This is a genomic window from Mesobacillus subterraneus, assembly GCF_020524355.2.
Classification (GTDB): domain Bacteria; phylum Bacillota; class Bacilli; order Bacillales; family Cytobacillaceae; genus Mesobacillus; species Mesobacillus subterraneus_C.
Window position 1 is genome coordinate 1560802 of the sequence record NZ_CP129019.1, and the last position, 14879, is coordinate 1575680.

Annotated in this window: 14 protein-coding genes and 3 pseudogenes; 9 read left to right on the forward strand and 8 right to left on the reverse strand. The window is 40.8% G+C overall.

All coding sequences use genetic code 11. From position 1 onward, the window contains the following. The first annotated feature begins 92 nt into the window (after positions 1 to 92). From LC048_RS07960 to LC048_RS07995, 8 genes are all read left to right on the forward strand, one after another. Complete coding sequence (locus tag LC048_RS07960; protein ID WP_226604648.1) at positions 93 to 1733, forward strand: AMP-binding protein; 1641 nt, start codon at positions 93 to 95, stop codon at positions 1731 to 1733. A 157-nt stretch (positions 1734 to 1890) separates the two neighbouring features. Next, positions 1891 to 2451: a GNAT family N-acetyltransferase gene (locus tag LC048_RS07965; protein WP_226604615.1), complete on the forward strand. Its 561-nt coding sequence runs from the start codon at positions 1891 to 1893 to the stop codon at positions 2449 to 2451. Positions 2452 to 2886: 435 nt separating this feature from the next. Continuing rightward, positions 2887 to 3156: a hypothetical protein gene (locus tag LC048_RS07970; RefSeq protein ID WP_226604613.1), complete on the forward strand. Its 270-nt coding sequence runs from the start codon at positions 2887 to 2889 to the stop codon at positions 3154 to 3156. Between the two features lie 106 nt (positions 3157 to 3262). Then, positions 3263 to 3931 carry an SOS response-associated peptidase gene (locus tag LC048_RS07975; RefSeq protein ID WP_226604611.1) on the forward strand — a complete coding sequence of 223 codons (669 nt, stop codon included), beginning with the start codon at positions 3263 to 3265 and terminating at the stop codon, positions 3929 to 3931. A gap of 106 nt (positions 3932 to 4037) precedes the next feature. Further along, the gene (locus LC048_RS07980; RefSeq protein WP_226604609.1) at positions 4038 to 4241 is read left to right on the forward strand and encodes a hypothetical protein; all 204 of its coding nucleotides are present in this window, start codon (positions 4038 to 4040) and stop codon (positions 4239 to 4241) included. 69 nt (positions 4242 to 4310) lie between these two features. Next, positions 4311 to 4517 carry a DUF6501 family protein gene (locus LC048_RS07985; RefSeq protein WP_226604646.1) on the forward strand — a complete coding sequence of 69 codons (207 nt, stop codon included), beginning with the start codon at positions 4311 to 4313 and terminating at the stop codon, positions 4515 to 4517. Positions 4518 to 4647: 130 nt separating this feature from the next. Further along, positions 4648 to 5232, forward strand: a complete 585-nt coding sequence (locus tag LC048_RS07990; protein WP_306049925.1) for a GNAT family N-acetyltransferase — start codon at positions 4648 to 4650, stop codon at positions 5230 to 5232. 24 nt (positions 5233 to 5256) lie between these two features. Further along, a complete protein-coding gene (locus tag LC048_RS07995; protein WP_306049927.1) occupies positions 5257 to 5994 on the forward strand; it encodes a fluoride efflux transporter FluC in 738 nt (245 codons plus the stop codon). Positions 5995 to 6070: 76 nt separating this feature from the next. Here LC048_RS07995 and LC048_RS08000 read toward each other — a convergent pair whose 3' ends face one another. From LC048_RS08000 to LC048_RS08015, 4 genes and pseudogenes are all read right to left on the reverse strand, one after another. After that, a complete protein-coding gene (locus LC048_RS08000; RefSeq protein WP_306049929.1) occupies positions 6071 to 6304 on the reverse strand; it encodes a hypothetical protein in 234 nt (77 codons plus the stop codon). A 37-nt stretch (positions 6305 to 6341) separates the two neighbouring features. Next, on the reverse strand, positions 6342 to 7787 hold the full coding sequence (gene abc-f / locus LC048_RS08005) for a ribosomal protection-like ABC-F family protein (RefSeq protein ID WP_306049931.1): 1446 nt from the start codon (positions 7785 to 7787) through the stop codon (positions 6342 to 6344). A 478-nt stretch (positions 7788 to 8265) separates the two neighbouring features. Then, positions 8266 to 9037, reverse strand: a pseudogene (gene yidC / locus LC048_RS08010) (membrane protein insertase YidC). A gap of 20 nt (positions 9038 to 9057) precedes the next feature. Further along, positions 9058 to 9345 carry a hypothetical protein gene (locus LC048_RS08015; protein ID WP_226604594.1) on the reverse strand — a complete coding sequence of 96 codons (288 nt, stop codon included), beginning with the start codon at positions 9343 to 9345 and terminating at the stop codon, positions 9058 to 9060. 177 nt (positions 9346 to 9522) lie between these two features. Here LC048_RS08015 and LC048_RS08020 point away from each other — a divergent pair, with 177 nt between their 5' ends. After that, complete coding sequence (locus tag LC048_RS08020) at positions 9523 to 9843, forward strand: hypothetical protein (protein ID WP_226604591.1); 321 nt, start codon at positions 9523 to 9525, stop codon at positions 9841 to 9843. Between the two features lie 308 nt (positions 9844 to 10151). Here LC048_RS08020 and LC048_RS08025 read toward each other — a convergent pair whose 3' ends face one another. From LC048_RS08025 to LC048_RS08040, 4 genes and pseudogenes are all read right to left on the reverse strand, one after another. Beyond that, positions 10152 to 10886 (reverse strand): urease accessory protein UreH domain-containing protein, encoded by a 735-nt coding sequence (locus LC048_RS08025; RefSeq protein WP_226604588.1) that lies wholly within the window; start codon positions 10884 to 10886, stop codon positions 10152 to 10154. Between the two features lie 90 nt (positions 10887 to 10976). Beyond that, a pseudogene (gene pflA, locus LC048_RS08030) lies at positions 10977 to 11718 on the reverse strand (pyruvate formate-lyase-activating protein). Between the two features lie 77 nt (positions 11719 to 11795). Continuing rightward, positions 11796 to 14023 (reverse strand): annotated as a pseudogene (gene pflB, locus LC048_RS08035) (formate C-acetyltransferase). A 329-nt stretch (positions 14024 to 14352) separates the two neighbouring features. Beyond that, on the reverse strand, positions 14353 to 14802 hold the full coding sequence (locus LC048_RS08040; RefSeq protein WP_226604570.1) for a cupredoxin domain-containing protein: 450 nt from the start codon (positions 14800 to 14802) through the stop codon (positions 14353 to 14355). Positions 14803 to 14879 lie beyond the last annotated feature (77 nt).

The window sequence follows — 14879 nt, forward strand, 5'->3', positions numbered from 1 at the left end:
CGATAATATTGAATATTCAAACTAAGGTGATATAGTTATAGGTAAACGCTTACATAATTTAACTGTTATAGGAGGTTAATAGATTGGAGAATTTGCTGCCTTATACTGTAGGTGAATTGTTGGAGGTTCAAGCCAAGAAATATCCAGATCATGAAGCGGTTGTTTATGCTGACCGTAACCTGAGGATGAATTACAAAGAGTTCAATATGTTATGCCGGAAAGCTGCCAGGGGACTGATGAAACTGGGAGTGAAAAAAGGAGAACACATAGCTGCCTGGTCTTCAAATACACCAGAATGGGTGGTGTCCCAGTTTGCAACTGGAAAGATGGGTGCAGTTCTTGTTACTGTCAACACAAATTATCGGACGGCAGAATTGGAATATCTTCTAAAACAGTCAGATTCCACGACAATCATATTAATGGAACAATTTAAAGACGCTTCATATATTGACATGGTGTATGAGATTGTTCCAGAACTGAAAACGAGCGAGCCAGGCAAGCTTGAAAGCAGCAATCTGCCTTATTTGAAAAATGTCATTGTAATGGGAGAAAAGCGTTTTCCTGGGACTTACAGCTGGCAGGATATCCTGGATATGGCCGATGGTGTGACCGAGGAAGATCTGGATAAACAAATGGCAGCGCTGAAGCAGGGTGAAGTTATTAATATGCAGTATACTTCAGGTACGACTGGATTTCCGAAGGGAGTAATGCTGACTCACAGCAATATTGTAAATAACGCGTATAATGTTGCATCTGCCATGAAGCTTACAGACCAAGATAGACTTTGTATTCCCGTGCCATTTTTCCATTGCTTCGGTTGTGTCATGGGTACACTGGCTTGTGCCACTGTTGGCGCAACAATGGTGCCGGTTCAGGAATTCAGTCCAAAGGCAGTTCTTGAGACGGTCGAAAAAGAAAAGTGTACAGCGCTTCACGGTGTTCCAACTATGTTCATTGCCGAGCTGAACGACCCGGAATTTGAAAAATACGATCTGTCTTCCTTGAGAACTGGCATCATGGCTGGTTCCAATTGCCCGATTGAAGTGATGAAAGCTGTAAATGAAAAAATGGGAGCTGCGGAAATAACAATTGCCTATGGCCAAACGGAATCGTCTCCAGTCATAACCCAGACGAGGACGAATGATCCACTCGAATTGCGGGTAGAAACAGTTGGAAAAGCACTTCCTGAGGTTGAGGTGAAAATTGTCAAGCCAGGCACGATGGAAGAGGTTCCAAGAGGAGTCCAGGGAGAACTTTGCACACGTGGCTACCATGTAATGGACGGATACTATAAGAATCCTGACGCAACGAAAGAAGCAATCGATGAAGAAGGCTGGCTCCACACAGGGGACCTGGCAGTCATGGATGAAAACGGCTATTGCCGTGTAACCGGCAGACTAAAGGATATGATCATCAGAGGCGGGGAAAATATCTATCCGCGCGAAATCGAAGAATTCCTTTACAGACACCCGAAAGTGCTCGATGTCCAGGTTGTTGGAATACCGGACAGTGTGTATGGAGAGGAAGTCGTGGCGTGGATTATTTTAAAGGATGGAGAACTTGCCTCTGCAGATGAAATCAAGGATTATTTCAAAGGCAAAATATCTAAGCACAAAATTCCTAGATATATAGAATTCACTGAAAGTTATCCAATGACCGCTTCAGGGAAAATTCAAAAATTCAAGCTCAGAGAACAGGCGATGGAAGCTGTAGAAGAGCTAAAGAAAGTATAAAAGTTAGTGGATGGAATCTCAGAATTCCATCCTTTTTTATTCGTTTTTCCATTGATTTCTGAAATCCTGGTTCTCTGTGTCTTGAACCTACTTTCTATATACAAAATAACGCTAAATGTCTAAAATTAACTAAAATGATTTTTATGGAGGATCATGTATGCTGATCACTAAAAAAGAGTTCAATATTAAGAGTTTGAAGTATACAATCCGTTCTGCAGTTGAAACTGATGCAGAGGCTTTGTCTAATTTAAGATTGCAAATCGATGGGGAAACTGAAAATCTCGACAGGGAACGAGGAGAATCATTCATTGATACGAATGGTTTTCAATCCATTATAAAAACGGACACAGAGGGTAATAGAAACATATTTTTGGTGGCTGAAACGAATGGAAGGCTTATAGGGTTTTCGAGGTGTGCTGGAAATGATTTGAAGAGGTTCAGGCACAAGGTAGAGTTCGGGGTAGGTGTTATAAAAGAATTCTGGGGCTATGGTATCGGCAAAAATCTTTTACAAGAATCGATTACGTGGGCAGACGAGAACGATATTATAAAAATGACGCTCGTTGTGATGGAATCCAATGAAAATGCACGGAGGCTCTATGAAAAGCTTGGGTTTGAAGTCGAAGGCATACTGAAGGATGACAAACTGCTTTCTGACGGAAAATTCTACAATATGATTGTGATGGGACGGATCAATAGTCAGAATGTAGGGGCTTAATCTTTTGTAGTTCATTACAGGAGGCTTTGGAAAAATGAACATATCCATTGCTAGGCCCTGACAGACGAAACATTCAAGTACTAAAGGATGCTTTTGAAGAATATCGAGGGACAACTAGCTAGTGATATATACGGATCTAGGTAATTTTCATGTTATTTTGAAGTGAGCATCGGAGACCGGTATCAGGAAATTCCAAAAGGAGAGGTGGAAAAAGCATTTTTGCAGCTAGATGAATTGATGAAAAATAGATTCCCATTTTGAGTGTTTTTTCATTTTGCAAACAAATAGATTCTTTTTGACAAAATTAAGACCATCATTTTGAACATTTTGTTACAACTGCAGCAGCTTTATATTAATTACTACCATAACTCCCTATAATATAGTGTATACACCTGAACTTAAATTAGGGTTTAGGAATCTTGGGGGTATAGTCGTATGAAATGGCTATGGGTTTTTCTGCTGTCGATCATAAGTGTTTTATTCCTTATTAAAGGAATTGAGCTTTGGTCGGTCATAGACCATGTGGATGGGGATGGCATTGGTATAACCTTCCTAGGGTTCAGCATAAACGATCGAGTCTTGAACGAAAGTATATCAGGTTATGCGCTTGGATTTACAATAGCATCAATCATTCCATTCCTGGTAGCAGCGAATATTGCACTTAGGTTTAAAATGAAAAAGCACTTGAATGCTGAAAAAATATAGTTAAGTCAGGCTCAAAGTAGCTTGGCTTATTTTTTTACGGAATAAAATGTTACTTCCTGAACAGGACGGGAAATATAGTAAAAAGACATGATGTGGAGGAAAGAACATGTGTGGAAGGTTTTCATTATTTGAGGACATAGATTCATTGAAGGAACAATTTCATTTCGATTTCCCGGATGATCTTGATGCCAGATATAATATAGCTCCTGGACAGGATATCTTGACGGTGATTAATAATGGGAGCGGCAGATCAGGGAAAAAAATGAGGTGGGGATTGATTCCTTTCTGGGCGGAGGACGAAAAAATCGGCTATAGAATGATCAATGCTCGGGCGGAGACAGTAGATGAAAAAGCGAGTTTCAAGCATGCACTTAAGCAGAGGCGTTGCCTAATCCTTACTGATGGATTTTATGAATGGAAAAAAGAGGGGAAACAAAAACAGCCATACCGATTCGGTATGAAAAGCAAACAGCCTTTCGCATTAGCTGGACTCTGGGAAAATTGGAAAAAGGATGGCAAGGAGATTACATCCTGTACGATTATCACAACTGGTCCGAACCAGGTTACCGAAAAAATTCACGACAGAATGCCTGTGATTCTTCCCAAAAATAAGCTGGATATATGGCTTGACAGTTCTTTTGCCAAACCGGACCAAATTAAACAGCTCTTGGTGCCATTTGATGCAGACTTAATGGATGCTTACCCGGTTTCCACCGCGATTAATTCGTCCAAAAATGAAGGAAAGGAGCTGATTGCTCCAATGAACAGTTTGTAGGGAAAAATTCCCTTTACTACCCGGATGTTTAATACAAGTCTTGATTGTGGTATAGAAAGAAACAGCCAAACACCAAGATGAAGGCATCCTGGAAAGAGGGGTTAACATGAATGGATTTACTAAAAACGGATTTTATGAATTGATTTACAAAAATGAACGTTTTTCTTTTTTACAATATATTCGCAAAGATGTAATATGTGATGTTTGTTATATAACTTTGAAAAATGTAATTACAGGCGAAATAATGACATTTGATCAATCGGAAGTCCGGGGTTTGAGTATAGCCGGAGAAGAAGCGAATGCCAGCTAACTATTGCTTATTGCATCATCTTTTCTTTATACTATAGAGTATGAAACTCATTTAAAGGAAGTGCAGATGATGATCCACACGAACTGGCACGAACGCGAAACGGTTAAGACACTCAAGTGCGTTCACACAGATGCAAAAAAGTACATTGTAAATAACAAGCTGACATCTGGAAAGGTATATGAAGTGAAAAACGAGACTGAAGAATTTTATTTCATTATTGATAATTCCGGCAAAGTTGGCGGTTATTACAAAGAATATTTTGAAGAGGTAAATTGAGTTCAAAGGCTGTCCGGGAAACCGGGCAGCCTTTCGTTTAGAGAATCCCTTTTTTGCTGAAGAAGAAATTCCCAGACTATCTTACCAGGTGGTATGATAAAGGAATATAAGGTCATAGGGAGTTGGGAAGATGGGTAGAAAAATCATACTGGAAGGTGATACAGTCAAACTGTTGCCAATGGAAACCGGTCAGCTTGATGGTTTGTGGGAAGCCGGGCAAAGCCAGTCTATTTGGGAATTTACATCTTCGAAGGTCAGAAGCAAAGAAGACATGAAAAAGGTAATTGAAGCTGCCATGGTTGAAAGAGAGAAAGGAACACAAATACCATTTATCATTCTTGATAAGAAATCGAATAAAATAGTTGGCAGTTCAAGATATCTGGATATTTCAGGAGCGCATAGATCACTTGAGATTGGCTGGACATGGTACAGTCCTGATTACTGGAGAACAAGTGTGAATACAGAAACGAAATTGCTCATGCTCCAATATGCTTTTGAGAAAATGGAAGTAAATAGAGTTCAATTTTGTACGGATTCAAGGAATGTACGCTCGCAAAATGCGATTGCCCGACTAGGTGCCCAAAGAGAAGGTGTTTTGCGCAAACATCGAATAATCGCTGACGGGTATATCAGGGACACAGTAGTTTATAGCATAATTAAAGAAGAGTGGACACAGATTAAAATAGGGATACAAGATAAATTGATTCGAAAATAGCAGGGCTAAAGGAAGGTTATTTCATTGGTATATCTAGGAGTAGGGCTTGGGGGAATGCTGGGCAGCCTCTTGAGGTACCTAGTCAGTCTTGGCACAAGCGATATTTTACATAATGGATTCCCGATTGGCACATTAATAGCCAATTGTGGAGGTTCATTGTTCTTGGGGTGGTTCACGGCTCGAATCATAGCAAGAAGAAAACTGAATCCTGTACTGTCGGCAACCATTGGTACAGGTCTTACAGGATCATTCACTACATTTTCAACCTTCAGCATTGAAACGCTGGTAATGGTAGAAAACGGCACTATATGGATGGCAATTTTCTATGTGCATATCAGTGCGGTTGGAGGACTTATCCTTGCGGCGGCAGGTTATAAGCTTGGCGCAGGACTTGGGAGGGGGGGCATTACAATGATCGGGTTTGTATTGGTTGCATTAGGTGGTATGGCCGGAGCTCTCTCAAGGTTCGTTATCCAAATGATAACAGGCCAATCAGTGCTGCCTGTCGCTACTCTCACTGTAAACCTCTTAGGCTCTTTTCTGCTAGGCTGGATAGTTGGTCAAGGAATCCAGGGGAATTTATATCTTTTTGCTGCCACAGGATTCATGGGTGCATTCACCACTTTTTCAACACTGAATGTTGACTTGGTCAAGCTGATTAACAGCCGAGAAAACAAAGCCGTGGTTGTGTATGTAGCCAGCACATATATCGGAGGTCTATTGAGTGCGGCGGCAGGACTTATTATTGGGAGATTATTATAGAAGAACTGCACAGCAGATGTTCGACACACAATCTAACATCTGCAGGTGCAGTTTTTATTTTTCTGTGAAAGCAAAATTAGGATAGATTTCTCTTCTTTTTCATGAGTTCTGAAAGATTCTTGTCAAGTTGCTCATATCCAGGCTCACCTTTGTCCATGAAAGACAATCGGCCTATGATGGCGTTGATTTCATTTTGGATAACCATCAACTGATCTTCTTTTTCCTTACTGTCTGGAACTGGAGAAGACGTACGGTTGTTGTATTCCTTCATGCCATACTCTTTCCTGTTAATCTTTCCGTTTTCAATCAATAGAAGTTTATTGCTGATTTTCTCCTGAAAATATATATCATGTGAGACGATAATTATTGAACCGTGGAAATTCATTAAAGTTTTTTTCGAGACTTTCCCTGCTGGCCAAGTCGAGGTGATTGGTAGGTTCGTCTAAAATCAGCAAGTCAATTTCTTTCAGTAGCATCATCACCAGCTTTATTCTTGTCCTTTCGCCAAGGCTGAGTGTGCCGATTGGGACCACTAGCTTTTGTTCCGGGAGCCCAATATTAGCAAAAATCGTCCTCGCCCTGCCGATTGATTCTCTGTCTGTAAGCCCTGTATATTCCAGTGATGTTTTATCGAGAGGAAGGTCTGACACATCCTGGCTAAGATAACCAATCCTCATCGTTTCGCTGATCCAAACTTCACCTGATGTCGCTGTTTCTTCTCCAAGCAAAATTTTAATAAGTGTTGTTTTTCCGCTGCCGTTTGGTCCTAGCAACGCCATTCTCTCTCCATGATTCATATAAAAATGACTTTCTTCAAATAAACGGCGGCTGGTGAAGGATTTTGAAAGCTCGCGGGCTTCTAAAATCCGTTTTCCTCTCTTTCGGCTATCCTGAAATTCGAAGCGTACCTTGTCTTCCTCCTTTGGTGCTTTAACTTCACTCTTTTCAAGCTCCTGATTCAAGCGCTTCATCTTCGACTTTACTTGATTATCCATTTTCTTTGCTTTCACTCGATGGTATTCCTTGTATCCTATTTGTCTTCTTTCAGAGGCCGAACCTTGTTTCGTCGAATCCCGATGAGCTTTTTCAGACCAGTTCTTAAGATTAGCCATTTGCTGTTCAATTTGTTGTTTGTGTTTTTCTTGTATTTCATATTGATGAAGTTGAATTTCATATAACCTCTCTTTTTCCGTCCGATAAGAAGAGTAGTTACCTTTGAATAATTTTGTTGAGCCATCCTCAAGTTCGATAATCTCTTCCACGGTCCTGTCGAGGAAGTATCGATCATGGGAAATAACAATTACAGCTCCTTTAAAATTCTTCAACTTGTCAATCAGCCACTCAACACCTTGCAAGTCCAGATGGTTTGTTGGCTCATCTAGTATGAGTAATTCTGGCCTGCTTGCCCATACACTTGCAAGTGAAATTTTCAATTTTTCTCCGCCGCTTAACTTACTCCAATCAGACCATTCAATTCCCTTATTCAGACCTAACTGGCTTGAATGCTGAAAGAGTCCGCTCTCAGCAAGAGAATAGGTGTCCTCAAGGTTATAAATTGAAAATTCTGTAGATTGTTTAAGATAGCCAATGTTCAGGCTGCTATTAAAAGTGTCGATTAATCCTTCATCAGGTTTGATACTCCCGTAAAGGATATTGACCAATGTAGTTTTTCCAGCGCCATTATTGCCGACCAGTCCTATTCGGCTGTCTTGATTTATATCAATTTCCGCATTTTTTAATATTTGCTTTTCATGAAAGCTTTTCTGAATACCTCTTATTTTCATGATTGTCATAAAAAAATCCACCTTTCGTTTTGTAACTATTGAATGAAGGTGAGTATTCTATCCATCAAAAAAACCTCCCAGGTGTCACCCGGAAGGTTCTGCAATACACTCACAATAGATTCAAACGCGACAAAACAAGCATTTTTACCCCAAAAGGCAACATGCTATGATCAGGTTATAAATCGACTGGGAATGGCTAAAAGAGCAGACTAATCCTATTTTCGGGCGACACGTTTTTTCATATAAGAAAAATCGGGGCAGAAAATAAGATTAGTATTTCATCGGCTCTTTACCATTCCCTTCAGATATCATTAATTTAAGTATAACTTGTTGAAAAGTTTAGTGTCAACCATATAATTCCACTTAGAAAAATGTAGCGTCTTGGTTAGTTTCGAAAAACGCTGGAGCTGGACAAGTCACGAAATGTAATTTGTTGATTCATTTTCATTAAAAACGCCTGGGGAGCAATTCCCCAGGCGTTTCAACATTAAGCTTGGTTCTCAACCTTAATTGGATTTTCTTTTTGCGCATAGACCTTCCTTGCCAGTAATGTTTGTATAATCAAAAACATCCCGCCAACTGTCCAGTAAAGAGGAAGGGCAGAGGGAGCATTTAATGAAAACATCACGATCATGACTGGTGACATCAGCCCCATGAACTTCATCTGCTTTTTCTGTTCCTCCGTTACATTGGACATCGAGACCTTAAACTGCAGGTAGTAAATCAGCCCTGCAGCCGCCGTAATCCAAATATCAGAATGGCCAAGGTTGAACCAGAGGAAGGAGTGGCTGGCGATTTCGGCAGAACCCCTAATCGCATAATAAAGCCCCATTAATATTGGCATTTGCACCAGCATTGGCAGACAGCCTACAGAAAGGGGATTTACGCCATGCTTCTGATAGAGTCCCATCATTTCCTGCTGTAATTTTCTTTGCTCAGCAGGATCCTTAGTGCTTTTAATTTTTTTTCTGGATATCATCCATTTCAGGCTTTAGGACTTCCATCTTTTCTTTCATGTTCTGCTGGTTTTTGTATTGTTTTAACATTAAGGGCATTAACACGAGCCTGATGAGCAATGTAATCAAAATAATCGCCAGACCGTAGCTTTCGCCTGTGATCCCGGCGAATAGATGGATGAGCCAGGTGAAGGGGTTAATGAATGTTGATTGGAAGAACGATCCCTCGCTTGTCAGCGCCTGGCAGCCAGTTAATAGTGCTGGAATAAGTAAAACAATAATCATGGTGAAAAGCTTTTTCATTTTTCTCCTCCTATTTATATCTAGTTGTCAACTAAAGGAGAAAAATGACTGTCCTCATCACCCGGATCAATTTTAATTTTTATTCGTTTAAGAAATTGCAGGTGAAACTTCAATCCAAGTTCAGCTTTATTATTAAAAGCTGTTTCAGAAGTGGATGGCTTCAGCCTGATTCGCAATATACATGATTGGAGAATAGAGGCGTCACGATATAACCAGAAGACGGACATAGACATGCTGATGAGCAAAGTCAAATAAACACTATAAACAGCTGTCGCATCAACGGACTGAGTATAAATTTCCAATAGCATGCTATCACCTCTTTTCGATCATTGTTCAATTATATTTGAAAATTAGACTCTGAGCAATCCATATATATACGGAAATAAATGTAGAAAGTTTCATTTCCCAAATAGTGGGGGTTTCGAAAATTAGAATAGTGGCTATGTATATAAAACAAACTTCCCAATCCGAAAAGGAGTGGCAATATGAAAAAAATAGTATACGGACTAATGATTAATTCAGGTGACGCTGACGAAATGTTGTGGGACCATGGTGTCTGGGAAACAGAAGAAGCAGCGAATGAATATATTGAAAATGAAATGTCTACAATCAGCGGAGTTTGGGCGGGAGAACTCAAGGTCAATGACTCTATACCAGATGCTGCAGAATATGGTCATGAAGAAATGATAGAGTGCCCTCTATGTGGGATCGAGTATAATCCAGAGGATGTTAACACTCTTGATTACGACGAGGATGTATGCATCAACTGTGAACCTGGATACAAGGAAAATATGAATATTGCATAAGAACCAAAAGCCATGGACCAGTAGTTCATGGCTTTTTGATTTAGAGAATCTTATTTGGTGATGACAAAAATATGATTGCTGAATTTCATAGGTTGATTGCTTTAGAACAGGTAACTACTCAGTCATATAATTTAGATTTGCAAGCAACAAAACTAAGAAAGACTTAATGAAGAAAAGCCTGTTATTGTGACAGCTTTTCAGAGAAAGGAGACAAAGCTGTCAAGAAACCCCCGTTAATGTGACAGATTTCCAGGAAACAGAGTCAAAGTTGTCAAGAAAGACTCCTTAGTCAATTTTCAGCGAAAGATTTACAACCCCCAGTATGTTATCGTATCAAAAACTCCAACAACAACCAAAATGTACCCGGCAATTTTCTGTACCACTGACCCCAGCTTGCGCCCTTTTTTCATCAATGCTCCGCTCAAGCCGATGTATGAAATGATTGCTGCAAAGACAATCAGCGGGATGGATGTACCAATGGCAAAAACAGATGGCAGGACTGCACCGTAGGATGTGCTCAGGACAATCGGCATAAGGGTAAAGAAGAATAAGGAAAACATTGTCGGACAGAAGGCGATTGAGAAGCTTACACCCATTAAAAAAGATCCTGTTTTTCCGCTGCCAGTCCACTGTGGCAAAACAGAAGTGAAGCGATTGATCCAAGTAAAAGCGAAGAGACCAATAAGTGACAGACCGATCAGGATGAATAGGGGGCCCATTAGTTTGCGGAACCAGGAGAAGAAACCAGGCAAGACCTGCTGGAAGCTCTGACCAACTAGCCAGACGGCAAGGCCTAACAATGTAAAGACCAATATTTTCCCCATTATGAAAAACATAATCTCAATCCATTGACTTTTCGTTTGCAGACTCCTGTTGCCGTAGTAGGTAATTGCACCGAGATTTCCTGTCAGCTGGCATGGAGCAAGAGCCCCGACAAGTCCCAATAGGAAGCTTGCTAATAAAGGGATCTGTTCAGTCTGGTTCACAAGGGTGAAAAATGGTCCACTCAAAGAATTGCTGATCTCTGTAAACAGTTGATACATAAAGAACCTCCACAAAAACTAATACCACTATGATACTAAAAAATTATCAAAATAGTATGCAGAAAAAAACAGCAGGAGAGTATCCTGCTGTTAATTCACTCCGATATGGGCTGTCAGTAGCTTATAGGCATTCTCCACTTCATCGTCTGAAGGCGGTTCAACATCTTTAAGAGGGTATTCCAGCCCTAATGCCTCCCATTTGTAAACTCCAAGCTTATGATAAGGCAAAACTTCAAGTTTTCGGACATTATTCAAGGTGCCAATAAACTCGCCTAATTTGGAAAGATCATCAGTTTCATTTGTGACTCCAGGGACCAATACATGGCGAACCCAAACTGGAACTTGATGGTCGGATAAGAAACGGGCGAAATCCCAAGATATGATCATTGGCCATTCCTGTCAGTTTAATATGTTTTTTCCTATTGATATGTTTTAAATCCAATAGAATCAGGTCAGTGTAATTCAATAGCTCTGCCAGCTGTTCTTGAAAAAGAGGGGCGGTAGAATAACATCCACCTGAAGAATCAATAGTAGTGTGCACTCCGAGCTTTTTGCACTCCTTAAAAAGTTCAGTGATAAAAGGAATCTGTAAAAGTGGCTCACCACCGCTTACAGTTATGCCGCCGCCAGATGCTTCAATAAATGGAAGATAGGTTTTCAAATCATCAATGATTTCAGAAACAGACATCTGTTTGCCTGTGCCAATCTCCCAAGTGTCTGCATTATGGCAAAACTGGCAGCGCAGCAGGCAACCCTGTGTGAAGATGACATAGCGTATCCCAGGTCCGTCTACAGTCCCAAAGGTTTCAATAGAGTGAATGTTTCCGATCATGATGATTTCTCCTTTCATTAAAACAGGAGTTCCCGCCATGGGGGAGGCAACTCCTGTTTTTGCTGCACTTGTATTATTTACATTGTTTCATGGAAAGTTCGGTTAATTACATCCATCTGCTGTTCACGTGTAAGCTTGATGAAGTTTACTGCATATCCAGATACACGGATTGTCAGCTGCGGATATTCTTCAGGATGCTCCATTGCATTTAACAGCGTTTCCCCTATTAAACACGTTTACATTTAAGTGGTGGCCATCTTTGATCGCATAGCCATCAAGGATGGAAACAAGGTTATTTGTACGGCTATCTTCATCTTTTCCAAGTGCTTTTGGCACGATGGAGAATGTGTTTGAAATGCCATCCAAAGCATAGGTATATGGAAGCTTTGCTACTGATGACAGGGAAGCGAGTGTTCCTTTAGTATCGCGTCCATGCATTGGGTTAGCACCTGGCGCGAATGGTTCACCAGCTCGTCTTCCATCAGGTGTATTACCTGTCTTTTTACCATATACTACGTTCGAAGTAATCGTTAAAATGGACATTGTATGGACTGAATCGCGATATGTCGGGTGCTTGCGCAGCTTTGTCATGAAGTTTTTCACAAGTTCAACTGCGATGCTGTCAACACGGTCATCGTTGTTTCCGTACTTAGGGAAGTCGCCTTCTGTTTCAAAATCAACAGCAATGCCGTTTTCGTCACGGATTACTTTTACCTTGGCATGTTTGATTGCACTCAATGAATCTGCTACTACACTTAAACCTGCGATACCAGTTGCCATTGTGCGAAGGACTTCTGTATCATGCAGCGCCATTTCAATTCTTTCGTAGCTGTATTTATCATGCATGTAGTGGATGACATTAAGAGTATTGATGTAAAGGCCGGCAAGCCATTCCATTACATTATCGAACTTAGCCATTACTTCATTATAGTCAAGGACTTCAGAAGTAATAGGGCTGAAGCCTGGAGCAACTTGAATCTTAAGCTTTTCATCGACACCGCCATTGATCGCATAAAGCAAAGCTTTCGCCAGGTTGGCGCGTGCTCCCGAAGAATTGCATCTGCTTGCCGATTTCCATTGCGGAAACGCAGCAGGCAATTCCATAGTCGTCGCCATATTCACAACGCATCACATCGTCATTTTCATATTGGATTGAGCTCGTTTTGATTGACATTTCAGCACAATACTTCTTGAAGTTCTCAGGCAGGGCCGGTGACCATAGCACTGTGAGATTTGGCTCTGGAGCCGGTCCGAGATTATCAAGTGTATGAAGGAAGCGGAAAGAGTTCTTCGTTACAAGTGATTGCCCATTATGTGCCATACCGCCAATTGACTCAGTTACCCATGTTGGATCACCGCTGAATAATTCGTTGTAGTCAGGAGTACGCGCGAATTTTACTAAACGAAGCTTCATGACAAAATGGTCAACAATTTCCTGTGCTTCTTTTTCAGTAAGTGTGCCGTTTTGCAGGTCACGCTCGATATAGATATCCAGGAATGTTGCGACACGGCCAAGGCTCATCGCTGCACCATTCTGTTCTTTGATTGCTGCAAGGTAGGCAAAGTAGACCCATTGGAAAGCTTCGACTGCATTGGATGCTGGCTTGGAAATATCATAGCCATAGCTCTGGGCAAGCTGCTTCAATTCATTCAATGAACGGTATTGCTCAGAAATTTCTTCCCTCAGGCGCATTGTGTCCTCAGTCATGACGCTGCTTGTCATACCATGGTCTTTCTTCTTTTGTTCCATCAGGAAGTCGACACCATAAAGAGCTACGCGGCGGTAGTCTCCGATGATGCGACCGCGTCCGTAAGCATCTGGCAAGCCAGTGATGATTCCGGCTTTACGAGCCTGGAGCATTTCTTTAGTATAGACATCGAATACACCCTGGTTATGCGTTTTGCGGAAGTCAGTGAAGATTTTTTCGACCTCTTTATCCAATTCATAACCATATGCTTCGCAAGCAGCCTTTGCCATACGAATGCCGCCAAAAGGCTGCATAGAGCGCTTGAATGGCTGATCGGTCTGGAAGCCTACGACTTTTTCTTTGTTCTGATCGAGATAGCCCGGTCCATGGGATGTAATGGAGGATACTACTTTTGTATCCATATCAAGTACACCGCCATTATCACGTTCCTGCTTTGTTAATTCCATTACTTGCTGCCATAATTGAAGCGTTTCCTCAGTTGCACCTTCAAGGAAGCTGGAATCACCAATATATTCAGAGTAGTTTTTTAAAATAAAGTCCCTAACATTGATATCTTCCTGCCAAGCACCATTTTTAAAGCCTTTCCATTGTTCCATTTCAATTCACCTCTTAAGTAGATGTTTATATAACAGTTACCACACTTTCATCATACTACGAATATAACAGGTTGAGTGTGACATATTTGTGAAATTATGAACAATACTATGTTTATATGGGTTTTCGTATTTTATTTGGTTCGATTTTCAGAAGCTGTTATATAATTGCGTCATTATTTTCTGAAGCTGTTATATAAGAATGTCTTAATAGTTATAATTCTATCAGGGATTATTTCCACTGTGTTTAAAGTGTTATGTATGTTTTGTGTCAATTTCAGACGTGTTACCAATAGAAAAAACAGGATGCAAGATCCTGTTCTCCTAAAGGATTAATCTACGACAATATAGGCGATCATAGGTCCGTTATGCTCAGCAGAAGGATGTGTCAGACAAATCAGCCTGTATGTTCCTTCTTTATCAAACTGTAAGGGGACGACTGTTTCTTCGCCTTTTTTCACAACGCCTTTAATATCCGTTCCTTCAATGATGAAGGGGTGTTCTTTTCCGTTGACTCCGAGGATCTTCAAACGAACCTTTTCGCCTTTTTCTAAAAAGATTGTTCCTGGATCCCACCGGTATGCTTCTATTTCCTTGCCATCATCCGTCGTAGATTTGAACTCGCCTGTTACCATGTGGATTTCCCGGATTTGCTCATTTTGTCCACCTATTGCCGGAGTGGCATCAGGCTTTAGGCTCAACCAAAGAGAACCAATGATGGCAATAAAAACGATTAAGCCGATGAAGTATAATGTTTTCCGTTTAAATACAAAGAAATGCATGTTTTCACCTCCTTACTATCCTCTATAAATATCTATGCTCGTCCCCTTGCTGAACTTGTCTAATTTTTTGATTTTCT